The organism is Herbaspirillum aquaticum (assembly GCF_002213425.1).
In the GTDB taxonomy this organism is placed as follows: Bacteria; Pseudomonadota; Gammaproteobacteria; order Burkholderiales; family Burkholderiaceae_D; genus Herbaspirillum; species Herbaspirillum aquaticum.
Window position 1 is genome coordinate 95,564 of record NZ_NJGV01000010.1, and the last position, 21,823, is coordinate 117,386.

Consider the following 21,823-nt stretch of genomic DNA (forward strand, 5'->3'; position numbering starts at 1 on the left):
GGGGTTGCAGCAGTCCCTATCTCGTTTGCCGCATAAGGATATGAATTCTTCTTCCTTGTTCCGGGGTAGCCGGGGGAGTGTAATGAGCGTTTGGCCAGCCGGACATGCGCCGGGCTGGCCCCGCCTACACAGGAGTCCCCATGTCGCTCGCCACACTGGAACGCACGCAGCAGACGCAACAACATTTCGAGATTCGTCCTTTCGACGCCCCGCTGGGCGCGGAAATCGTCGGCCTGGACCTGAACCTGCCGGTCTCGGCGCAAGAGCTGGCGCGCATTCGCGGCGCCCTGGTCGAGCATGGGGTGGTGGTATTTCGCGAGCAGCGCATCACGCCGCAGCAGCACATCGACTTCAGCCGCCGCTTCGGTCCGCTGCAGGTGCACGTGCTCAACCGCTTCCACCTGGCCGGGCATCCGGAGATCCTGATCGTCTCCAACGTAGTCGAGAATGGCAAGCCTATCGGCCTGGTCGATGCCGGCGCGGACTGGCATTCGGACCTGTCCTACATGCCCAAGCCCAGCTTGGGCGCGCTGCTGCATTCGCAGGAATTGCCCGCCGAACGCGGCGATACGCTCTACGCCAATACCGCGGCCGCCTGGGACAGCCTGCCCGCTGCGCTCAAGACCCAACTCGAAGGCAAGCGTGCCGTGCACTCCTACGTTTACCGCTACGAGCGCCTGCGCAAGCTCTCGCCGTGGCGCCAGCCGCTGACCCGGCAGCAGATCGATGAAGTGCCGCCGGTGGAGCATCCGGTGGTGATCACCCATCCCGAAAGCGGCCGCAAGATCCTGTTCGTGAGTGAAGGTTTTACGTCGCACATCATCGGCATCCCGCGTGACGAAAGCGATGCGCTCCTCAAGGAACTGCACGCCCACATCACCCGTCCGGAGAATGTCTACACGCACCACTGGCAGGCGCACGACATGGTGTTCTGGGACAACCGCAGCACCCAGCACTACGCCGCGATCACCCCGCAACACCTGCGCCGTACGCTCTATCGCACCACCGTCGAAGGCGACGTACCGCGCTGAGCTTGGGCGCCCGGTAACGCTACCGCGCTGGTATCCAGCCGAAATACGCTGACCGCTTCAGTCAACGAGGCCGCCTGATCCTGCATGGATCGCGCGGCCGCTGCTGCTTCTTCCACCAGCGCGGCATTCTGCTGGGTAGCCTCATCGATGTGGGTGATGGCCAGGTTGACCTGTTCGATGCCATCACTCTGTTCCTGGCTGGCCAGCGTGATCTCGCGCACGATCTCGGTCACGCGCGCCACACTGTGCACCACCTCCTGCATGGTGTCACCGGCCTGGGCCACCAGGCGGCTGCCATCGCCGACCTTTTCCACGGAATCCCCGATCAGCTGCTTGATCTCCTTGGCCGCCGACGCTGAACGCTGGGCCAGCGAGCGCACTTCGGAGGCCACTACCGCAAAGCCGCGTCCCTGTTCCCCTGCGCGGGCCGCTTCCACAGCGGCATTGAGCGCGAGGATGTTGGTCTGGAAGGCAATGCCATCGATCACGCCGATGATGTCGGCGATCTTCTGCGACGAGGCGTGGATCTCGCCCATGGTCGCCACCACCTGCTCCACCACGGCGCCGCCCTGGCTGGCCACCTGTGAGGCCGATGCCGCCAGTGCATTGGCCTGGCGCGCATTGTCGGCGTTCTGCTTGACGGTGGAGGTGAGCTGTTCCATGGCCGATGCGGTTTCTTCGAGCGAGCCGGCCTGCTGTTCCGTGCGTGCCGACAGGTCGAGGTTGCCGGTGGCAATCTCGCGCGAGGCGACGTTGATGGTGTCGGTACCCGAACGCACGCGCCCCACGATGTCCTGCAGGTTGCCATTCATGGACTTGAGCGCGGCCAGCAGTTGTCCGGTTTCGTCCCGGCTGTTGGCCTCGATACGTGAGGTGAGGTCGCCTGCGGCCACCGTTTCAGCGATGCTCACCGCCTGGTTCAGCGGGCGCGTGATGCTGCGCGTGAGCAGCCAGGCCAGTGCCGCGCCCAGCACGATTTCCAGCGCACCGAGCATGAGCAGCATGCTGCGGCCTGAACGATAGTCGCCGTTGATTTCAGCGGCGGCCTGGTCGATCACCTTCTTCTGGTAATCGGCATAGCGCAGCACGCTGTCGGCGTACTCATCCATCATCTTGACCAGCGTGGTATCGGTCATCTCGCGGGCGCGGGCATCGTCGCCGGCGGTCTTGATGTCGAAGATCTTTTGCCGCGTATCGCGATAGGCGGCACGCAGCTTGCCCACTTCCGCGAACAGGCGTTTTTCTTCGGGATCGGTGATGGCCGCTTCCACCTGCTTCTGCAGCTGGCTGATCTTGGCCGATTGCGCATCGATCTGCTTCTGGAAGTATTGCTGGAAGGCATCGTCATCACTCTTCATGACGGCGAAGGTGCGCACCCCGTTTTCCTTGATGGCCGCGTGCCACTGCACGGCATCGCGCTCTTTCTTCAGCGCGATCTGCGTCATTTCGTCGGTGGCGTCCCCGATATTGCCCAGTCGCCACACGCCCAGGCCGACCATCACGGCCATCAGCATCAGCAAGGCAATGAAGCCGATGGCCAGGCGTACGCCGATCTTGAGGTTTTTCATCCCATCTCCCCTGATTGAGTTAGGCGGCCGGCGGCTGGAGTGCTGTTTTGCGGTTGTTATCGTGAGCCGGGCGCAGACAGCAAGGAAGGGCAGCCCTCCTTGCTGTCTTTGCAGGCTAACACAGGCCCTCCCCGGCACGACACAACTCGGGAATATCCCGATGCCGGGGTGTTGTATTACGGCAAAGCCCATCGGCCCGCAGGGCAGGCCCGCTGGGTGTTACCAGTCCATGGCCGGATCCAACGGATAGATCGGCCGACGCACCTTCTTGATCGGGAACAGCCGGAAATTGGCGCTGGTCGGGCCGCCACTGTCGGAATCGCACTCCACCAGCGCGCGGCTGATGGGCACGAAGAGCGGGCGGCAATACATGCGCGACTTCAGGATCAGGAAGGCTTGCTGCGCCGGGTCGAGACCCAGGCTGGTGAAGACCCCGAGGTCATACGGTTCGACCCGCTCTTCAGTGACCACGATGCGGGCAGCACCGATGTCCAGTAGCACGCTGCGCCCCATCTGCAAGGTCGAGCCGGTGTAGATCGGCCCGGTCACCGTGAAGCGGCCATCGCTGATGGCCGATACCTTGCCGGTATAAACCGGCGGCGTCTTGGTGATGCCCTGCGCCGCCAGATCCACCTTGTTGCCCACGGCCAGCGTGACGGTCGCGCCCACACCGGCTTGCACCAGCTGTGCCACCGCTTCCGGGTCGCTCACCGGGCCCACGGCAATGCCCGTGAGGCCCGCCTGCAGCGCCGCTTCCAGCACGTCCATGGTATTGCAGGTGCCGCCCGACATGACGTTGTCGCTGTGGTCCAGCAGCAGCACCGGACCCTGTCCCGGCGCTTCGCTCAATGCGCGTGCCTGCGCCAGCGATTCGGCCAGCGGCAGGCTGTCATAGACGAAGTCGTCGCGCTCGCTCCAGATCTGGCGTGCGATGCGCCCGGCCACGGCATCCGCCAGTGCGGCGTCGTTCTCGGTGACTACCACCACCGACATCCCCGCATCGCGGAAATCCGACAGGGGAAAGCCCGCCAGCACCGACACCGCCAGCACGCCCGCCTCCTGCTCTGCGGCTTTGGCTGCCTCCACGGCGCGCTGCATGGCCGAGGCCGAAGTATTGCTGGTCAGCGTGGCCGACAGCACCGGCACCTGGCGCCAGGCCATCCGTGGCTGCGACTTGCCCTGCAGCCGCGCCAGCAGCAGGCGGCCGGCATGCTCGCCGGTCTCGAACATGTCGATGTGCGGATAGGTCTTGAAGCTGACGATCACATCGGCATGCGTGACCATCTTCTGCGTGACGTTGCCATGCAGGTCCAGCGCCACCGCCATGGGCGTATCGGGCGCGATGCGGCGGATGCGTTCGAGCAGCGTGCCTTCGCCGTCCTCGGCGTTCTCGGCCACCATGGCACCGTGCAGGTCCAGCAGGATGGCATCGCAGCCACCTTCGATGGCGCGCACGATGGCGTCGCACATTACCGTATAAGCATCGGCCGCCACCGCCGCGCTGGGATTGGCCCAGGCGGCCAGGGGCGTGACGATGTCAGCGCCAATCCGTTCGGCCAGTTCGAGGAAGGCCCCCATGGCGGTACGCGCACCCTTCTGGTCGCGATAGGCATCGGCGTCCCATTGCGGGGCGAAGGCTTCAAGGGGAGTGGGAATCGGCGAGAAGGTATTGGTCTCGTGATTCATGCGTGCAATGACGATTTTTGGCTTCATGTTCAGTTTTTTGCATCAATCCAAATGCATGCAATGATCAGTCGGTGACCACACCCGCGCTGGCCAGCATGGCCTGCAGCAGCACGTTGCAGCCGGCTTCCAGGTGCTCGGGGCGGGCGTCTTCGATCTCGTTGTGGGAGACCCCGTCCTTGCAGGGCACGAAGATCATGCCTGCCGGTGCCAGGCGTGCGGCATAGATGGCGTCGTGCCCCGCGCCGGAGACCACGTCCATGGTCTTGTAGCCCAATGCAGCCGAAGCGGCGCGCACGTTGTCCACGCAATCCGGATGGAAGGGGCAGGGCGGGAAGTACGATACCCGCTCCAGTTCGATGGACAGCCCGGTCTTCTTGCGCATCGCTTCCAGGTAGGCCAGCAGGTCTTCATGCATGCGCGTGAGCGAATCCTCGCTGACATTGCGCAGGTCGATGGAGAACTTCACCTGGCCCGGAATCACGTTGCGGCTGTTGGGCATCACCTGCACCTGGCCCACCGTGCCGCGTCCATAGGGCGGGTAGCGGTTGGCGATGGCCACCACCTCCTGCATGATGAACGTCGACACCTGCAGCGCATCCTTGCGGATCTCCATCGGGGTTGGCCCGGCGTGCGATTCGAAACCGGTCACCGTGCAGTCGTACCACGACAGGCCCAGCACTGCCGGCACCACGCCGATGACGGTATCGGCATTTTCCAGTACCGGTCCCTGTTCGATGTGCGCCTCGTAATACGCACCGATGGGATGGTCGCCGCAGACCTGGTCACCGATGTAGCCGATGCGTTCCAGTTCGTCGCGCACCTTCTTGCCGTCGATATCGGTGGCGTTGTAGGCATGCTCCAGCGTAAAGGCTCCGCAGAAGACGCCGGAACCCATCATCACCGGCACGAAGCGCGAGCCTTCTTCATTGGTCCATACCGCCACTTCGATGGGCGCCTCGGTCTGGATGTTGTGCTGGTTCAGCGTACGGATCACCTCGATGCCGGAGAGCACGCCGTAGTTGCCGTCGAACTTGCCGCCGGTGGGCTGGGTATCGATGTGCGAGCCCGTCATCACCGGCGGCAGCGCATTGTTGCGGCCGGGACGGCGCATGAAGATGTTGCCGATCTGGTCCACTACCACGCTCATGCCTTCAGCGCGCGCCCAGGACGTGACCAGGTCGCGGCCCCGCTTGTCGAGGTCGGTCAGGGCCAGGCGGCAGACGCCACCCTTGGCGGTGCCGCCGATGCGGGCCAGTTCCATCAGAGAATTCCACAGGCGCGTGCCGTCGATGCGCAGGGTGGAGGTTTGTGTTTTCATGTCCATATCGAGTCCTTGTTCGGGTTGGCGGGCGGTAGCCATCAGGCTGCCAGGTTCACGCCAAGATAACGGTCCTTCACGCCTTCATCGGCCAGGAAGGCGGCATTGCTGCCGCTGTAGACGATGCGTCCCTGTTCGACGATGTAGTGCCGGTCCGCCAGTTGCGTACACACTTCCAGATTCTGTTCCACCAGGATGATGGACATCCCGGTGGCCTTGATCTGCCGGATCTGTGCCACGATCTCGTCCACGATCACCGGAGCCAGGCCTTCGACCGGTTCATCCAGCATCAGCACGCGCGGATGCGTCATCAGCGCGCGCGCAATGGCCAGCATCTGCTGCTCGCCGCCGGAGAGCTGGCCGCCGCCATTCCTGCGGCGTTCCTTCAGGCGCGGGAAGATGGTGTAGACCTCGTCCAGCCCCCAGGCAGATTCCTTGCGCGCGGCCATGGTCAGGTTCTCTTCCACGGTCAGCAGCTTGAAGATGCCGCGATGTTCCGGCACCAGGCACACGCCGCGTGCCGCGATCTTGTAGGAGGGCAGGCCGCTGACTACCTGGCCCTCGAAAATCACGCGTCCCTGCGCCGGCGGCACCACACCGACGATGCTCTTCAAGGTGGTGGTCTTGCCGGCGCCATTGCGTCCCAGCAGGGTCACCACTTCCCCGGCATCAACCTGCAGCGACACGCCCTGCAGGATGTGGCTCTTGCCATAGTAGCCGTGAACGTCTTCCACTTGCAGGATCATGCTTTGCCTCCCGTGATCATGCTGCCGAGATAGGCCCGGCGCACGCGTTCATCGCTGCGGATCTCGGCCGGCTTGCCCTGCGCCAGGATCTGGCCCAGCTGCATGACCGTGATGCGGTCCGAGATATCCATCACGATATCCATGTTGTGTTCGATCAGCACCACCGTGTAGTCGCGCCGCAGCCCGTGGATGAGCTGTTTCATCTCGGCGATGTCATCGATGCCCATGCCCGAGGTCGGCTCGTCCAGGAAGATCACCTTGGGCCGCCCGGCCATGGCCATGCCCACTTCCAGCCGGCGTTGCTGGCCATGTGAAAGTTCTGCACAGGCCCGCCCCGCCACCGCCTGCAGGGACAGGCGCGCCACCAGCTCATCGGCCAGTGCGCAGGTGGCCGTGAATTGTTCGGCACGTTTCCAGGGATTCAATGCGGCCAGCGGCGAACGGCCCTGCGCGGCCAGCCGCAGGTTCTCGCGCACGCTCAGGTTGGGGAACAGGCTGGTCACCTGGAAGGAGCGCGCCAAGCCTTTCTGCACGCGGCGGTTGCCCGGCAGGTGCGCCACTTCCTCGCCCTCGACCAGGATGCTGCCCTCGGTGATGGGCGTGGTACCGGTCAGGGTATGGAACAGCGTGGTCTTGCCCGCGCCGTTGGGGCCGATCACCGAATGCACGGTGCCGGCCTCGATGTCGAGGGTGATGCCATTGACGGCGGTGAATTTGCCGTAGCGCTTGGTGACATTGACCGCTTGCAGGATGGGGCGGCTCATGGGTGCTTCTCCTTGGTCACGGTGGTGGCCTGGGCCGCGTCATCCTTGCGGCCGCGCACGGCGTCGATGAGCTTCATGGCCAGGCCGAACAGGCCCTTCTGCATGTAGAGGCTCACTGCAATCAACAGCAGCCCCAGCAGCATCAGCCAGCGCGGCCACAGCGTGGAGAGCCAGTTGCCCACCAGCACGTAGAAGCTCGCGCCCAGCACGGAGGCAAACAGGTTGCCGGTGCCGCCGATGACAGTCATCACCAGGATCGCCTCGCTGGTGTGGTATTCGATGTTGGAGAGCGGGGCCACGCCGGTCATCATCGCGTGCAGTCCACCGGCCAGACCCGTCACCGCGCCCGAGATCACGAAGGCGGCCAGTTTCAGCAGCCGCACGTCATAGCCCAGCGCTGAGGCGCGCGCTTCATTCTCGCGCACCGCCAGCAGGGTCTTGCCCAGCACCGAATCGACCACCCGCTGCAGCAGCCAGAACACCACCACGAACAGGATCGCCACCACCGTGTAGTACTGCCACGAGGAAGCCGTCGGCAACAACGTCAAGCCCAGCAGCGACAGCGGCGGACGCGGGATGTCCAGCAGGCCGTTGTCGCCGCCAGTGACGTCCTTCATCGTGTAGGCCAGGAAATAAAACATCTGGGCGAAGGCCAGCGTGAGCATCACGAAGTAGGTGCCGCGCTGGCGGATCGAGAACCAGCCCACCAGCAGCGCCACCAGCGCCCCGCCCATGGCGGCCAGCGCCAGCGCCGGCAGCAGCGCGAGCTTGAACTGCAGCAGCACCACGCCGGTGGTATAGCTGCCCACCCCAAAGAAAATGCCCTGGCCGAAGGACATCAGGCCGGTATAGCCCAGCAGCAGGTTGCAGCCCAGCGCGGCCAGGGCGAACACCAGCACCTCGGTGGCCAGCGTGCCCGAGGGCAGCAGCAGCGGCAGCAACAGCACCACGGCGGCGGCCAGCAGGGTGTAACGGAAATGCGCAATCTGTTTCATGAAAGCCTCTGTGCAGAAAACGTCAGGTGGCGTCGGTTGACGTAATGCGGCCTCAGGCCGCGCCGGGCCGGCCCAGCAAGCCATTCGGACGCAGCAGCATCACCGCCGCCATGGCCACGTAGATCATCAGGTGCGCCCCTTCGGACCAGACCGTGCTCATCACGCTTTGCACGATGCCGACCAGGATGCCGCCGATGAGCGCGCCCCAGAAGCTGCCCAGCCCGCCGACCACCACCACCACGAAGGCGATGCCGAGCGCCTCGACCCCCATGAAGGGATCGGCCCCGCGTATCGGCGCGGCCAGTGCCCCGGCCAGCCCGGCGGTGGCAGCACCCAGGGCGAAGACCAGGCTGAAGATGCGCTGGATGTTCAGGCCCAGGAGGCTGACCATTTCGGTCGATTCCGATCCGGCCCGCACGATCGAACCCAGGCGCGTGCCTTCCAGCACCCACCACAGGAGCAGCGCCATCACGGCGGTCAGGCCGATGACGAAGAGACGATACTTGGGATAGACGAAGCCGCCCCACATCACCACGCCCTGCAGCAGGTCCGGCGGCGAGACATTGTTGCCCAGCGGTCCCCAGACCGAGATCACGGCTTCCTGGATCACCAGCGCCATGCCGACCGTGAAGAGGATGTGGAAGTGATGTGGCAGGGCATACACGTGGCGCAATACAAAGCGCTCCACCACCCACGCAAACAAGCCCACGGCCAGCGGCGCGATGAGCAGGGACCACCAGAAATCCAGGCCACGGCTGGTGGCCTCGTAACAGAGATAGGCGCCCAGCAGCAAGAAGGCGCCATGCGAGAAATTGACGAAGCGCAGCAGGCCGAAGACGATCGACAGGCCCACCGCCAGCAGGAAGTAGAGCATGCCGATGCCCACGCCATTGGCGATCTGCAGCAGATAGATGTTCATGGAACCTCGTGACGATGATGCAGCAAATGCGGCCTGTCCCCGCAACCGGCGGACAGGCCCTGAACCTCAAGCCGGGGGCATCACAGCTTGCACTGCGTCTTCTCCAGCGCCAGGAAGGACTTGCCGGAGGAGACGATGTCGGCATAGTCATTCTTGTTGGCCATCTTCGCCTTGGCCTTGCCCTTGAGCAGGTAATAGTTCTTGATGACCTGGTGGTCGCCCTTGCGGATTTCCTCGGTGCCGGTCAGGCCCTCGTATTTCATGCCTTCCATGGCCGCGATCACCGCCTTGGGATCGGTGCTGTTGGCCTTGATGATGGCGTCCAGGATGATCTTGGTACAGATGTAGGAGCCGGCCAGGCTGTAGTTGGGATCGATCTTGAGGCTGTCATTGACCAGCTTGACGAATTCCTTGTTGAAGGGCGAATCGATGGCGTGCCAGTACTGCGCGCCGAAGTAGACGCCGTCGCAGATATCGGCGCCCAGGGTCTCGAACTGTTCCAGTCCCGAGGCCCAGGCCATGAGGATGGTGCAGTTGTTCTTCATGCCGAAGCTGACCGCCTGGCGCAGCGTATCCGAGGATTGCGAACCGAAGTTGAGCAGCAGCAGCACGTCCGGCTTGGCCGCCATGGCATTGGTGAGATAGCCGGAGAACTCCTTCTCGGTCAGCGAGTGGTAGCTGTTGCCCACGTGCTCGATGCCCTTTTCCTTGAAGATGTTCTTGGCCGCCGACAGCAGGCCTTCGCCGAACACGTATTGCGGCGTGATGGTGTACCAGCGCTTGGCATTGGGCAGCTTTTCCAGCAGCGGACGCACGGTCTGTTCGATGGCCCCGAAGGTCGGTACCGACCAGCGGAAGGTGGCGCGGTTGCAATCGCTGCCGGTGATCTCGTCGGCGCCTGCGGTGGTGATGAAGACCGCGCCGGCCTTGTCGGCTTCCTTGCCCATGGCCAGCGCTTCGCCCGAGAGAATGCCGCCGGCGAAGAAGCGCGTGCCCTTCTCGATGGTTTCCTGCATCTTGCGCACCGCCGTGGCGGGCTTGCCTTCGGTATCGAGGGTGACGTAGCTGGTGCTCTTGCCCAGTACCTTGCCGTATTTCTGCAAGGCCAGTTTCATGCCCATGTCGGCGAACTTGCCGTTGGCGGCGAAGGGGCCGGACATCGGCACCGGACAGCCGAAGGCAATGCTCTCGGCCTGGGCAAGGACATCGTGGTAGCTCAATGCGCCGGGTGCGGCCAGTGCGGACAGTTTCAGGAAATTGCGACGGCTGATCATGCTTGTTTCTCCCTCGAGGCTAACGATTGACAGATGACATCCATGGAATTGCGCAATGCTGCAGTACTGCCCGTCAACGCAAGTTCCATGCCCGTGCTTCCTGGAAAACTTAGGAAAGCCGGGCAAGGATGATTTGCATGGACGTGTGGAATCCTCCGCCACGAACGGACGGAAAAGAGTGGGTCAACAGGGTCGCACCGTCTTGCGCAGCCGCCGCAAGACAGGACGTGACAAGCCATAAAACGCTGCAGCAGCGCGCCTTTGCGCCGCGTGGCGTGAGCCGTCATGGGGCTCCTCCTGCCGCTCTTGCGAGCGTGTCTCCAAATGTGGTTTGCCGTTCTCCCGTGCTGCCGGTGTGTCTCCACCGGTCGTCCACGACGGTCTGGTTTTCTAAGTTTTATTGCTTTTGGTGCAGGCTCTCCATCCACTTCCTGCTGGCTGGGAAGCCTGACGTTTCCTGCACCGTGCCTGACGTTTTCTGCACCAACAAGACCGATGCCGATCGCTCGGGCAGGTGCTTCATCATACGCACCCGCCAAAGAAAAACGGCATGAAAATTTCATGCCGTTGATCCTGTTTATTTCATCTGCGGGAACGCGAATTCCGCACCGGCACTGGCCGTATTGGGCCAGCGCTGCATGACTGCCTTGGCCCGCGTGTAGAAGCGCACGCCTTCCGGTCCGTACATGTGATGGTCGCCGAAGAGACTGCGCTTCCAGCCGCCGAAGCTGCTGAAGGCCATGGGTACCGGCAGCGGCACGTTGACCCCCACCATGCCCACTTCGATCTGGCGCACGAACTCGCGCGCCACGCCGCCGTCACGGGTGTAGACCGCCACGCCATTGCCGTACTCGTGCGCATTGATCAGTTCGACTGCGCTGGCGATATCCGGGCAGCGCAGCACGCACAGCACCGGCCCGAAGATCTCTTCCTTGTACACCGTCATCTCCGGGGTCACATGGTCGAGCAGGGTGCCACCGACGAAGAAGCCTTTCTCGAAACCCGGTACCTGGTAGCCACGGCCATCCACCACCAGGGTCGCGCCTTCTTCCACGCCACGGCCGATGAGGCTTTCGATGCGTTCCTTGGCCGCCGCGGTCACCACCGGACCCATCTCGGCACCGGCCGCCATGCCTTCGTTGATCTTCAGCTTGCGGGCGCGCTCGGCCAGTGCGGCCACCAGTTCATCACCGGCACTGCCCACGGCCACTGCCACCGAGATCGCCATGCAGCGCTCGCCGGCCGAACCGTAAGCCGCGCCCATCAGGGCATCCACGGCCAGCTGCATGTCGGCGTCGGGCATGACCACCATGTGGTTCTTGGCGCCGCCCAGGGCCTGCACGCGCTTGCCCTTGGCCGAGCCACGGGCATAGATGTATTCGGCAATCGGGGTCGAACCGACGAAGCTGATGGCCTTGACCTGCGGATGATCCAGCAGGGCATCGACCGTCACCTTGTCGCCCTGGATGACGTTGAAGACGCCATCGGGCAGGCCGGCTTCCTGCAGCAGGTCGGCGATCAGGAGCGCGGCCGAGGGATCGCGCTCGGAGGGCTTCAACACGAAGCAGTTGCCACAGGCAATGGCGATGGGGAACATCCACATCGGCACCATGGCCGGGAAGTTGAACGGCGTGATGCCGGCCACCACGCCCAGTGCCTGGCGCATCGACCAGGCGTCGATGCCGCGGGCGATCTGGTCGGTGTATTCGCCCTTGAGCATCTGTGGGATGCCGGCGGCGAACTCGACGATCTCGATGCCGCGCGCCACTTCGCCCTGGGCATCCGAGAAGGTCTTGCCGTGCTCGCGCACGATGATGCGGGCGAAGTCGTCGGCGCGCTGCTGGATCAGGTGCAGGAAGCGGAACAGCACGCGCGCCCGGGTCAGCGGCGGGGTGTTGGACCAGGCCGGGAAGGCGGCCACACCGGCCTGCACCGCCGCATCGACCTCATCGGCCGTGCCCAGTGCCACCTGCGCCACCGGCACGCCCTGGGCCGGGTTGAAGACATCGGCATAGCGCCCGCTCTTGGTATCGACGCGTGCGCCGCCGATGTAGTGTGCAATCTTTTCCATGAATCTTTCTTGCGTCATTGCTTGGGTGAAGGGGGATCAGGCCAGGGTCTTGAGAATGGCCGCCAGCTTGCCGAACAGTTCGTCGATCTGCTGCTTGTTGATGATCAGCGGCGGCGACAGGGCGATGATGTCGCCGGTGACGCGGATCAGGATGCCGTCATTGAAGGCACGCACGAAGGCGTCATAGGCGCGGGCACCCACGCGGCCCTGGATGGAGGACAGCTCGATACCGGCGATGAGGCCAATGGTGCGCACATCGATCACGTGCGGCAGGCCGCGCAGGGAGTGCGCCGCTTCCTGGAAGTAGTCGGAGACCGCTTGCGCATTCTCCAGCACGCCTTCGGTCTGGAACACCTCCAGCGAAGCCAGGCCGGCGGCGCAGGCCAGCGGGTGGCCGGAGTAGGTGTAGCCGTGGAACAGCTCGATGCCGTCCGGACCGTTCATGAAGGCGTCGTGGATCTCCTTCTTCACGAACACCGCACCCATCGGCACCACGCCATTGGTGAGGCCCTTGGCGGTGGTGAAGATATCCGGTTCCACATCGAAGTAGTCGGACGCAAAGGGCGTCCCCAGGCGGCCGAAGCCGGTGATGACTTCATCGAAGATCAACAGGATGCCGTGCTTGGTGCAGATCTCGCGCAGGCGCTTCAGGTAGCCCTTGGGCGGGATCAGCACGCCGGTGGAGCCGGCCACCGGTTCCACGATCACGGCGGCGATGTTGGAGGCGTCGTGCAGGGTGACCAGGCGTTCGAGCTCATCGGCCAGGTGCGCGCCGTATTCTGGCTCGCCCTTGGTGAAGGCGTTCTTTTCCAGGTTGTGGGTATGCGGCAGGTGGTCCACGCCCGGCAGCAGCGCGGTGCTGAAGGTCTTGCGGTTGCCGCCGATGCCGCCCACCGACATGCCGCCGAAGCCCACGCCGTGATAGCCGCGCTCGCGGCCGATCAGGCGGGTGCGGGTGGCGTTGCCCTTGGCGCGGTGATAGGCCAGGGCGATCTTCAGCGCCGTATCCACCGCCTCCGAGCCGGAGCCGGTGTAGAACACGTTGGCGAAGCGGTTGCCGGTGTAGGCCTTGAGGCGCTCGGCCAGTTCGAAAGCGCTCGGGTGGCCGAGCTGGAAGGAGGGCGCATAGTCCAGCGTGGCCACGGACTTCTGCACGGCCGAGACGATCTTGGGATGGGCGTGGCCCAGCGGCACGCACCACAGGCCTGCGGTGCCGTCCAGGATGGCATTGCCGGCGTCGTCGCGGTAGTGCATGCCTTCAGCCGACACCAGCATGCGTGGCGCGGACTTGAAGTTGCGGTTGGCAGTGAAGGGCATCCAATAGGCCGACAGGCTGGAGGGATGCGTTTGGTCTTGGCTGGACATGGCAGGCACCGTGAAAAAGGGAGAATTCGGGAAAAAATCGAGAGTGCTTGATTATTGCCAGACAGCGCCCGCATTGTTAGCTACACTTTTGATTTTCGTTGGAAACTGTATTGGTCCGTGGAGTGAACTGTATTGCTCCATCTGAAGGGAAGCGTTTGCTTGCGTCGCGTCGGCGGGCTCTCCGGTATGCCCCTGTTCATGGGGAATGCAGCCAGATTCGGGTCGTCTGCGCACGCCAGTACAGTGACCAATACAGTTCTGTTTTTATCCATACACTTTGGCTGGCTGGAGCAATGCAGTCGCCCGCCAACCCCACACACTGTCAGGAAGAACCCCATGGCCAAGCCCGCCAGCGCGCCGCTGCAACTGGATTTGAAACGCAAGACAGCCGCCCGCCTGGTGGAGCAGGTGACCGATGGCCTGGCCGGCCTGATCGAGTCGGGTGAATTGCGCTCCGGCGAGCGCCTGCCCTCGGTGCGCCAGTTTGCGCAGCATCACGACATCGGCTCTTCCACCGTGGTGGAGGCCTATGAGCAGCTGGTGGCGCGCGGCATGCTGCAGGCCCGGCGCGGTGCGGGTTTCTTCGTGGCTGCACGGGCCGGGCAATCCGGGGCGCGTGCCGTTTTCGTGCCGCCCGAGCCGGTGATCGACTCGGCCTGGCTGCTCTCGGAAATGTTTGCCGATGAGCGCGTGCCCATCAAGGCCGGCTGCGGCTGGCTGCCCGGCAAGTGGCTCAACGATGAAGGCCTGCACCAGGCCGAGCGCCGCATCATCCGCTCGCCCGGTGCGCAGCAGGTCGGCTATGGCCATCCCTATGGCTATGCCCCGCTGCGCCAGCTCATCACGCAGTTCCTGGGCCACTGGGCGCTGGAGCTGGGCATCGAGCAGGTGCTGACCACGCACGGCGCCACGCAGGCGCTGGACCTGATCATCCGCACCATGACCCAGCCGGGCGATACGGTGATGATCGACGATCCCGGCTATTGCAACCTGATCGCCATGCTGCGCCTGGCGGGGTTGAACGTGATCGGCGTGCCGCGTACGCCCGGCGGGGTGGACACGGACATGCTGGAGACGCTGGCGCGCCTGCATCATCCCAAGATGTTCTTCACCACCAGCGTGCTGCAGAACCCCACCGGAACCTCCTATACGCCGGCCTGCGCCATGCGCGTCCTGCAAGCCGCGGAGCGTTATGGTTTCTGGGTGGTGGAGGACGACATCTTCCGCGAACTGGGGCAGGCCACCGATCCCATGCTCGCTGCCCTTGATGGACTGCAGCGCGTGATCTACGTGGGCAGTTATTCCAAGACCATCGCGCCTTCGCTGCGGGTGGGCTACATCGCCTGCCAGCGCGAACTGGCGCGGCAGATCGTGCATACCAAGATGGTGTTGACGCTGACCAATTCGGAGATCAACGAGCGCCTGGTGCATAACGTGCTCACCGAAGGCCATCACCGGCGCCATGTGCAGACGCTCAATGCAACGCTGCTCAATGCCCAGTCCACCCTGAACGCCAAGCTCACCGAAGTCGGCTTGACGCCCTTCACGGCGGCGCGCGGCGGCATGTTCAGCTGGGCCACCATCGAGGGCTGCGAACTGTCAGCGCGCGAGATCGCGGACCGGGCGCGGCAGAAGGGCATCTGGCTGGCGCCTGGGGATTTCTTCCATCTATCGGCGCCGCACAAGACCAGCTTCCGCTTCAATGTGGGGTATGCGGATGTGCCGGAGTTGTTTGATTTTTTGCGGGGCTTGTAGGCCGGGCTAGGTCGAATGCTTACGCGGCCGCAGCACCCACCCCGTCGCCCCCACGATCATCAAGCCCCCCATCCAGCCCTGCAGGGACAGGTGTTCCTGCATCCACACCACCGCAATGAGCGCTCCCCACAGCGGCTCGCTACCCATCAGCAAGGCCACCCGTGACGCACTGGTGCGCGCGGCCGCATGGTTCTGTACGAAGAAGGCCACGATGGTACACAGCAAGACCAGGAACGCCATCGCCCACCAGAAGGAGGCGGTGGCCGGAAGGGGCATCCAGCGCTGACCCGGCAGCGCCATCATGAGCACCAGCGATCCCGCCGTCATGACACCCATCTGCACCGCCGTCAGCGTGAGTGCGGGCAAGCCGAACCGCAGGCCCTGGCGGCGTGTCAGGCACACCATCACACCGCGCAGGAGTGCGGCCACTACCATCAGCGCATCGCCCCAGCTCAGGTGCGAGAGCGTGATGCCGTCCTGGAATGCCAGCAAGGCAGCCCCCACAAACGACAATGCGCACGCAATCAGCGCCGAACGCTCGGGCCGCTGGCCCAGCAGCAGCCACTCGCACCACGGTGTGAAGACCACGCACAGGCTGATCAGGAAGGCGGCATTGGAGGCCGTCGTCAACGAGACACCGACCGTCTCGCAAATGAAGATGGCCAGCAGGACCACGCCCAATACGAGCGCCCCTGCCAGCGATCTTTTCCACGCGGGGACGGAAGTGATGCTGCGCAAGGCGGGGACCAGCAGGAGAAACGTCAGGCCAAACCGCAGCACCAGGAACTGCAGCACCGGCAACTGCTGCGTGGCAATCTTCGCGGCGCTGTAGCTTGCGCCCCAGATCACTGCGACCAGCAGCAGCGCCCATTCAACAGGATGGAGTCGCAGCAGGGTCGCCGGCCGGGCGGGGGCGTGCAGCAGGGAGGTCTTGTTCATGAGGTCTCATCGTGGCATTGGGCGGAGCTGGTGTATTGTCTTGGGACCGATGAAACCTGACTAGCCAGGAACGAAGAACAGGAGTTGTGCCGCATGAGAACAAATGAGTTGGCCGAGGTATTGCATGAGCTGGTCACGTTCGTGCAAGTGGTGGACGCCGGCAGTTTTTCGGCAGCGGCCCGTCAGCAGGGCATGACGCCCTCGGCCGTGAGCCGCCAGGTGGCCCGGCTGGAAAAGATGATGGGTGTGGCGCTGTTCCAGCGCACCACCCGCCAGTTGCGCCTGACCGAAGCCGGACTGGACGTGCTGGAGCACGGACGCAAGATGGTGGCCGCCGCACGCGCCACCTTGCAGGCGGCCGAGGGCCATGCCGGCGCGCCCCGGGGGCTGGTCAGGATGAGTGCCCCCAAGGCCTTCGCCCGCCATGTGCTGCAGCCGGTGCTGCTGCAATTCCTCGCTCGTTATCCGGAGGTGGATGTGCACCTGATGGTGGTGGACAGGCTGGTCGATCCGCTGCGTGAAGGCGTCGACCTGGTCATCCGCCTGACCGATACGCCGCCGCCAGGCATGGTGGCGCGGCCATTGCTGCCGGTCCGCCAGTGCTTGCTGGCGAGCCCGGATTATCTTGCCAGCCACGGCGCGATCGATCATCCGGAAGACCTGATGAGCCACAGTTGCCTCACGCTAGGCGAGGAGGAACGCGATGATCGCTGGCGTTTCCTTTCCGGATCCCAGGTGGCAGAGATCATCGTGACAGGGCGATGTGCGGTCAATCACAGCGAAATGCGGCTGGCGGCCATTGAAGCGGGCCTGGGCGTGGGGTGCGTGCCGGATTTCGTGGCCAGGGAGTCCTTGGCGGCCGGGCGTGTCGTCCGCCTTTTGCCGGAGTGGACTGTCGATAGCAACTATCAGGGCGTGGCCTATTTGCTTTTTCCGGCGTCGCGCCATATTGCGCCCAAGATGCGGGTGCTCATTGACCATCTGGCAGGTGCATTGCAGTCACCACCATCTTGATGGTGAACGCATCACAGTCTTGTCGGTGTTGGCAGGCCGGATGGGCATGCATGAACGGAGAACAGATGACGGATCCAGGATTGAAACATCGCCCCGAGATCAGCATAGCTGCGATGAACAGGCCCTGAACGCTCACCACGGAAGTCGGCCCGATATCCTGGAATCTGCCATCATTGCAACGCCAGTTCGTAAAATTCCAAGGATTGAACCATGACGTTTTCTGCACCAAGCCCCATTCGCGCCGTCGTCTTCGATTTCGGCGGCGTGCTCTTCGACTGGAGCCCGCACTACCTGTACGAACAACTGATCGCCGACGAGCAGGAGCGCAATCACTTCCTCACCCATATCTGTTCGCCCGAATGGAACGTGCAGCAGGATGGCGGCCGCACCTTGGCCGAGGCCACTGCGCATCTGGTCGGGCAGCATCCCGAACACGATGCGCTGATTCGCGCCTTCTATGATCGCTGGACCGAGATGCTGCGTGGTCCGTTACCGGAGGGCGTGGCGCTCTTGCGCGAACTGCATGCGCAGCAGGTGCCGGTGTTCGGCCTCACCAACTGGTCCTCGGAAACCTATCCGCATGCGCGCGACCACCATGATTTCATGCAGCTGTTCCGCGATATCGTGGTCTCCGGTGAGGAACGCTGCATCAAGCCTGAGCCGCGCATCTACCAGATCGCACTGGAGCGCTATGCACGGCACCTGCCGGGCTTGAAGCCCGAAGAGCTGGTCTTCATCGATGATGTGCAAAAGAATATCGATGGGTGCCGGGCGTTGGGATGGCAAGGCATTCATCACGTGGATGTGACTGGTACACGGGCTGCATTGCGTGCGCTTGGTGTGCCGTGTCAGCAGTGACGACCATCAGGCAATCGCAAACACCTCCACCACACCACTGAGCCGTCGCGCCTGCGCCTGCAGTGCCTGTGACGCTGCTGCGGCCTGTTCCACCAGCGCCGCATTCTGTTGCGTGACCTGATCCATCTGCGAGATCGCATGGTTGATCTCGTGGATCCCCTTGCTCTGCTCGGCGCTGGAATCGCTGATGACCCCGATCACCGACACCACCCGGGCCACGCTGGAGACGACATTGCCCATGCTCTCTCCTGCGCGGTTGACCAGCGCACTGCCGCTGGCGACCTTGTCCACCGAGTCGTCGATGAGTGCCTTGATCTCCTTGGCCGCCGACGAACTGCGTTGCGCGAGGCTGCGCACTTCCGACGCCACTACCGCGAAGCCGCGACCCTGCTCGCCCGCGCGCGCCGCCTCCACTGCCGCATTCAGGGCAAGGATGTTGGTCTGGAAGGAAATGCCGTCGATGACGCTGATGATGTCCACAATCTTTTTGGACGAGTCCTCGATGGCCGCCATCGTCATCACCACATCCTTGACCAGCTGCCCGCTTTCGGCCGCCACCACCGAAGCCTCGGTGGCAAGCCGGTTGGCCTCGCTGGCGCTGTCGGCGTTCTGTTGCACCGTCGCCGTCAGCTGTTCCATGGCCGAGGCTGTTTCTTCCAGCGAACTGGCTTGCTCTTCGGTGCGCGAGGAAAGATCGAGATTGCCCGCGGCGATCTGGCTGCTGGCCGTCGCAATGGCATCCGTGCCGGAGCGGACTTCTCGCACGATCTCGCGCAAGCCAGCGTTCATGCTTTTCATCGACATCATCAGGCTATTGGAAAGACGGCTGTCGGCATCCACCTCGCTGCGCAGGTCACCTTGCGCGATCCGCGCCGCCAGCGCAGCGGCCACTGCCGGTTCTCCACCCAGCTGGCGCAGTATGCTTCTGGTGATGAGCACGGCAGCCACCAGGCCGCTTGCCAAGGCCAGCACGCCGAGGGCCACCAGCAGCTTGCGCGCCGTCGCATAGACGGCCAGCGCCTCGTTCTTGGCATCGTCGTTGAGCTTGTCCTCGAGCGCGGTCAGCTCGGCCAGCGCTTTGCGTCGTTCTGCCTGCATCTTGCCCAGCGGACCGTCCAGGACAGGTTTGATTTCTTCAGTTCTTTGCGCCTTGGCCAACTCAACCAGGCCAGAGACGACGGGCAGGATTTCCTTGCTCATCTTCTGGATTGCGACGAGGGATTTCCTTTCGGCCTCGGTGGTTTCTTCCAGTTCTGCAAACAGCTTGGCCAGTGCGGCTTCCGCTTGCACATAAACGCCCATCTGCCGCTGCAGGTTGTCGGCGTTGAGTTTCAGGTCGTCCGGAGTCGTCGCCAGGCCGATCCCGCGCGAGGCGAGCGACTGTTCATAGGCCGCAGCGCGCATGGTCGAGAGATGAAGGATCTCCACATTGTTGACTTCAGTGATGGACAGCAGTTGCTGGTTCACATCGTCGAGCTTTTTCAGGGAGATGCCGACGATCAGAAGCATGAGAACCAGCACGCCACCAAAGCCGAATTTGAGGCGCGAAGACACTGTCAGACGGGTGAAATCCATACACACTCCAATGAACACTTGCAGTTATTCGTGGTGCATTCCCGACGCCGCCCGATGCAGGCAAGGGTGGGCAATGTGGCGTTCTGAAGCCACAGGCAAAGTCGGGTAGTGCGGGTCTTGATTCAGTGGAGTTGGGCGATTCCTGTGGGAACGCCGCCCGCCGCGAACGAAGGATGAGGACAAACGATGCTGTTCCTCTCCCAAGGGCGTAGGCCGCCTTCCCCGGGAAAACCGCACACTGTAGAGCAAACGCATGCGTTTGATTAGCACCCTAAATTTAACGGCAGTCTTCAGAAAAACCGCTCAATGAACAGGCTGCGTGAAGCAGGGATGTGTGCCGGCATGAGACCGGACGAATGCAGAAGCAGGGTGCGACTGCGCCATGACATGGCGGATCGACGAACAGGGGAGGGGCCGGAGAGATAGAAGAACACTGCCGCGCAGCCTTGCGCGCGGCAGGTTTTGTCGGGGGACGGGGGAATGGCAGGTTAGCCGCACTGGCCGGTTTGCAGATCACATTGCGCTGCTGCGCTCTCCGATGCGCCCACCGGTGAGGAACTCGCGGCCGCTACTTCACGAAGATAATTTGCCCACTCTTCCGGCTGCCCCAGCCAGCGCCCGGTATCGAGCACTTCCAGCGTATCGCCCCGCTGCAGTACGAAAGTCGGGAAGCCGCGTCCGCCTACATAGTTGAGCAGTTCACGGCTGGCCTCGATATGATTGGCCAGCTCTTCCTGTTCGATCCGCTGCATTTCGCCAGTGAAGGCAGCGGGCTCGATGCCCAGCGTGTGCGCCAGTTCGACCAGCGTCGCCATGTCGGAAATGCGCCGGCCTTGCTGGTAATGCGCACGCTGTATCGCTGCCAGCATGTCCAGTCCGGCGGACTCGCCCTTGAGCGCCTGTACCGCCAGCACGGCCGCAGTCGGCGGAGCCGAGTCGAAGACCGCGTCGGTATCGCGCAGCAAACCGTTGAAGTAGGGTTCCCCGAATGCTTGTCCGGTCATCTGCGCGATGCGGTGATCGTGCGGCATCACGTAATCGCGCAGCTGGGCATCGACGCGGCGACGATTGCGGCCGGCCATCATGCCGCCTCCATGCGCCTGCACCGGTAGCACCGCACGGGCTGCCGCCACCAAGGGCGCAGCGCCATAGCACCAGCCGCACAGCGGATCGTGGATGTAGTGAAGCACGGTGTCGTGCGGGGCAGCGGGGGTGGTCATGATGCAATTTCCTCTTGAATGAATCGGCACAGGGCCTGACGTTTTCTGCACCGTCAGGCCCGGTACGCATAGTGAATCAGTAGCCTACCGTGAAACGGGCACGCACGTGCTTCGGCTGTTCCAGCTCGTCCAGCAGGGCCACGGCGTAGTCCTCGTAGGAGATCCAGCTCTTGCCATCGGCACCGACCAGCAGTGCATCCTGGCCCAGGCGGAACTGGCCGGTGCGTTCACCGGCGATGAACATTGCCGAAGGCGACAGGAAGGTCCATTCCAGTTCGCTCTCTTCACGCAGGGCATGGAGGAAGTCACGGCCACCGGAGGCCTCCGGCATGTACTCGGCGGGGAATTCCGGGGTATCGATGAGCGCCTTGCCCGGTGCGATTTCCAGGCTGCCGGCACCGCCCACCACCGCCAGGCGCTTGACGCCCGCTGCCTTCACGGCCGGCAGCAGGTCGGCCGCTCCAAAGGCCGTGAAGCGGCCGCTGGAAATGACGACGTCAGCGCCCTTGATGGCAGCGGCCAGCGCAGCGGTGTCCTTGACGTCGGCCGAGACGGCGGTCACGCCGGTACGCTGGGCGATCTTGCCGGCGTCGCGGGCGATGGCGATGAGGTTGTGGCCACGGCGCAGTGCTTCGTCCACGATGCGGGTGCCGACATTGCCGGAGGCGCCGATGAGTGCGATTTTCATGATGTTTCCTTTCGGGTGGGGAGGGAGGACAAACAAC

Annotated in this window: 18 protein-coding genes; 4 read left to right on the plus strand and 14 right to left on the minus strand. The window is 63.7% G+C overall.

What is annotated here, in order from left to right; genetic code table 11:
- Window positions 1–140 precede the first annotated feature (140 nt).
- Complete coding sequence (locus CEJ45_RS12735; protein ID WP_088755469.1) at window positions 141–1,031, plus strand: TauD/TfdA dioxygenase family protein; 891 nt, start codon at window positions 141–143, stop codon at window positions 1,029–1,031.
- Here the strand turns inward: CEJ45_RS12735 and CEJ45_RS12740 are convergent.
- From CEJ45_RS12740 to aptA, 10 genes are all read right to left on the minus strand, one after another.
- Window positions 995–2,599, minus strand: coding sequence for a methyl-accepting chemotaxis protein (locus tag CEJ45_RS12740; protein ID WP_088755470.1), 1,605 nt, complete (start codon window positions 2,597–2,599; stop codon window positions 995–997). The two genes, CEJ45_RS12735 and CEJ45_RS12740, sit on opposite strands and share 37 nt — an antisense overlap.
- Window positions 2,600–2,818: 219 nt before the next feature.
- On the minus strand, window positions 2,819–4,312 hold the full coding sequence (locus CEJ45_RS12745) for a M81 family metallopeptidase (RefSeq protein WP_088755471.1): 1,494 nt from the start codon (window positions 4,310–4,312) through the stop codon (window positions 2,819–2,821).
- 37 nt (window positions 4,313–4,349) lie between these two features.
- Entirely contained in the window at window positions 4,350–5,609 is a 1,260-nt protein-coding gene (locus CEJ45_RS12750) for a Zn-dependent hydrolase (RefSeq protein ID WP_088755472.1), read from the minus strand.
- A 35-nt stretch (window positions 5,610–5,644) separates the two neighbouring features.
- Window positions 5,645–6,349 (minus strand): ABC transporter ATP-binding protein, encoded by a 705-nt coding sequence (locus tag CEJ45_RS12755; RefSeq protein ID WP_088755473.1) that lies wholly within the window; start codon window positions 6,347–6,349, stop codon window positions 5,645–5,647.
- Entirely contained in the window at window positions 6,346–7,113 is a 768-nt protein-coding gene (locus tag CEJ45_RS12760; protein ID WP_088755474.1) for an ABC transporter ATP-binding protein, read from the minus strand. The genes CEJ45_RS12755 and CEJ45_RS12760 overlap by 4 nt, the downstream gene beginning before the upstream one ends.
- The gene (locus CEJ45_RS12765) at window positions 7,110–8,108 is read right to left on the minus strand and encodes a branched-chain amino acid ABC transporter permease (protein WP_088755475.1); all 999 of its coding nucleotides are present in this window, start codon (window positions 8,106–8,108) and stop codon (window positions 7,110–7,112) included. The genes CEJ45_RS12760 and CEJ45_RS12765 overlap by 4 nt, the downstream gene beginning before the upstream one ends.
- A gap of 52 nt (window positions 8,109–8,160) precedes the next feature.
- Window positions 8,161–9,027, minus strand: a complete 867-nt coding sequence (locus CEJ45_RS12770; RefSeq protein WP_088755476.1) for a branched-chain amino acid ABC transporter permease — start codon at window positions 9,025–9,027, stop codon at window positions 8,161–8,163.
- 80 nt (window positions 9,028–9,107) lie between these two features.
- Window positions 9,108–10,301 (minus strand): ABC transporter substrate-binding protein, encoded by a 1,194-nt coding sequence (locus CEJ45_RS12775; RefSeq protein ID WP_088755574.1) that lies wholly within the window; start codon window positions 10,299–10,301, stop codon window positions 9,108–9,110.
- A 577-nt stretch (window positions 10,302–10,878) separates the two neighbouring features.
- On the minus strand, window positions 10,879–12,372 hold the full coding sequence (locus CEJ45_RS12785; protein ID WP_088755477.1) for a CoA-acylating methylmalonate-semialdehyde dehydrogenase: 1,494 nt from the start codon (window positions 12,370–12,372) through the stop codon (window positions 10,879–10,881).
- 36 nt (window positions 12,373–12,408) lie between these two features.
- On the minus strand, window positions 12,409–13,737 hold the full coding sequence (gene aptA / locus CEJ45_RS12790) for an omega-aminotransferase AptA (RefSeq protein ID WP_088755575.1): 1,329 nt from the start codon (window positions 13,735–13,737) through the stop codon (window positions 12,409–12,411).
- Between the two features lie 336 nt (window positions 13,738–14,073).
- Here aptA and CEJ45_RS12795 point away from each other — a divergent pair, with 336 nt between their 5' ends.
- Window positions 14,074–15,492 (plus strand): aminotransferase-like domain-containing protein, encoded by a 1,419-nt coding sequence (locus CEJ45_RS12795; RefSeq protein WP_088755478.1) that lies wholly within the window; start codon window positions 14,074–14,076, stop codon window positions 15,490–15,492.
- Window positions 15,493–15,498: 6 nt separating this feature from the next.
- On the opposite strand, the gene CEJ45_RS12800 is transcribed toward CEJ45_RS12795, so the two are convergent.
- The gene (locus tag CEJ45_RS12800; RefSeq protein ID WP_088755479.1) at window positions 15,499–16,431 is read right to left on the minus strand and encodes a DMT family transporter; all 933 of its coding nucleotides are present in this window, start codon (window positions 16,429–16,431) and stop codon (window positions 15,499–15,501) included.
- Window positions 16,432–16,524: 93 nt separating this feature from the next.
- Between CEJ45_RS12800 and CEJ45_RS12805 the strand changes: the two genes are divergently transcribed.
- Both CEJ45_RS12805 and CEJ45_RS12810 read left to right on the plus strand, forming a co-directional pair.
- On the plus strand, window positions 16,525–17,445 hold the full coding sequence (locus tag CEJ45_RS12805; RefSeq protein WP_167386299.1) for a LysR family transcriptional regulator: 921 nt from the start codon (window positions 16,525–16,527) through the stop codon (window positions 17,443–17,445).
- Between the two features lie 210 nt (window positions 17,446–17,655).
- Entirely contained in the window at window positions 17,656–18,303 is a 648-nt protein-coding gene (locus tag CEJ45_RS12810) for an HAD family hydrolase (RefSeq protein WP_088755480.1), read from the plus strand.
- A 6-nt stretch (window positions 18,304–18,309) separates the two neighbouring features.
- Here the strand turns inward: CEJ45_RS12810 and CEJ45_RS12815 are convergent, their stop codons facing one another.
- From CEJ45_RS12815 to CEJ45_RS12825, 3 genes are all read right to left on the minus strand, one after another.
- A complete protein-coding gene (locus CEJ45_RS12815) occupies window positions 18,310–19,878 on the minus strand; it encodes a methyl-accepting chemotaxis protein (protein WP_088755481.1) in 1,569 nt (522 codons plus the stop codon).
- 488 nt (window positions 19,879–20,366) lie between these two features.
- Window positions 20,367–21,098 (minus strand): DsbA family protein, encoded by a 732-nt coding sequence (locus CEJ45_RS12820; RefSeq protein WP_088755482.1) that lies wholly within the window; start codon window positions 21,096–21,098, stop codon window positions 20,367–20,369.
- A gap of 76 nt (window positions 21,099–21,174) precedes the next feature.
- Complete coding sequence (locus CEJ45_RS12825) at window positions 21,175–21,786, minus strand: NAD(P)-dependent oxidoreductase (protein WP_088755483.1); 612 nt, start codon at window positions 21,784–21,786, stop codon at window positions 21,175–21,177.
- Between the last annotated feature and the right edge of the window lie 37 nt (window positions 21,787–21,823).

Excerpts from the sequence above, each read along its gene's own strand:
- CEJ45_RS12745 (WP_088755471.1), bottom strand. The coding sequence starts at position 4,312 with ATGAAGCCAAAAATCGTCATTGCACGCATGAATCACGAGACCAATACC.
- CEJ45_RS12770 (WP_088755476.1), bottom strand. The coding sequence starts at position 9,027 with ATGAACATCTATCTGCTGCAGATCGCCAATGGCGTGGGCATCGGCATG.
- CEJ45_RS12735 (WP_088755469.1), top strand. The coding sequence starts at position 141 with ATGTCGCTCGCCACACTGGAACGCACGCAGCAGACGCAACAACATTTC.
- CEJ45_RS12820 (WP_088755482.1), bottom strand. The coding sequence starts at position 21,098 with ATGACCACCCCCGCTGCCCCGCACGACACCGTGCTTCACTACATCCAC.
- CEJ45_RS12800 (WP_088755479.1), bottom strand. The coding sequence starts at position 16,431 with ATGAACAAGACCTCCCTGCTGCACGCCCCCGCCCGGCCGGCGACCCTG.
- CEJ45_RS12760 (WP_088755474.1), bottom strand. The coding sequence starts at position 7,113 with ATGAGCCGCCCCATCCTGCAAGCGGTCAATGTCACCAAGCGCTACGGC.
- CEJ45_RS12775 (WP_088755574.1), bottom strand. The coding sequence starts at position 10,301 with ATGATCAGCCGTCGCAATTTCCTGAAACTGTCCGCACTGGCCGCACCC.
- CEJ45_RS12815 (WP_088755481.1), bottom strand. The coding sequence starts at position 19,878 with ATGGATTTCACCCGTCTGACAGTGTCTTCGCGCCTCAAATTCGGCTTT.
- CEJ45_RS12785 (WP_088755477.1), bottom strand. The coding sequence starts at position 12,372 with ATGGAAAAGATTGCACACTACATCGGCGGCGCACGCGTCGATACCAAG.
- CEJ45_RS12795 (WP_088755478.1), top strand. The coding sequence starts at position 14,074 with ATGGCCAAGCCCGCCAGCGCGCCGCTGCAACTGGATTTGAAACGCAAG.
- CEJ45_RS12750 (WP_088755472.1), bottom strand. The coding sequence starts at position 5,609 with ATGGACATGAAAACACAAACCTCCACCCTGCGCATCGACGGCACGCGC.
- CEJ45_RS12825 (WP_088755483.1), bottom strand. The coding sequence starts at position 21,786 with ATGAAAATCGCACTCATCGGCGCCTCCGGCAATGTCGGCACCCGCATC.
- CEJ45_RS12765 (WP_088755475.1), bottom strand. The coding sequence starts at position 8,108 with ATGAAACAGATTGCGCATTTCCGTTACACCCTGCTGGCCGCCGCCGTG.
- CEJ45_RS12755 (WP_088755473.1), bottom strand. The coding sequence starts at position 6,349 with ATGATCCTGCAAGTGGAAGACGTTCACGGCTACTATGGCAAGAGCCAC.
- CEJ45_RS12805 (WP_167386299.1), top strand. The coding sequence starts at position 16,525 with ATGAGAACAAATGAGTTGGCCGAGGTATTGCATGAGCTGGTCACGTTC.
- CEJ45_RS12810 (WP_088755480.1), top strand. The coding sequence starts at position 17,656 with ATGACGTTTTCTGCACCAAGCCCCATTCGCGCCGTCGTCTTCGATTTC.
- CEJ45_RS12740 (WP_088755470.1), bottom strand. The coding sequence starts at position 2,599 with ATGAAAAACCTCAAGATCGGCGTACGCCTGGCCATCGGCTTCATTGCC.
- aptA (WP_088755575.1), bottom strand. The coding sequence starts at position 13,737 with ATGTCCAGCCAAGACCAAACGCATCCCTCCAGCCTGTCGGCCTATTGG.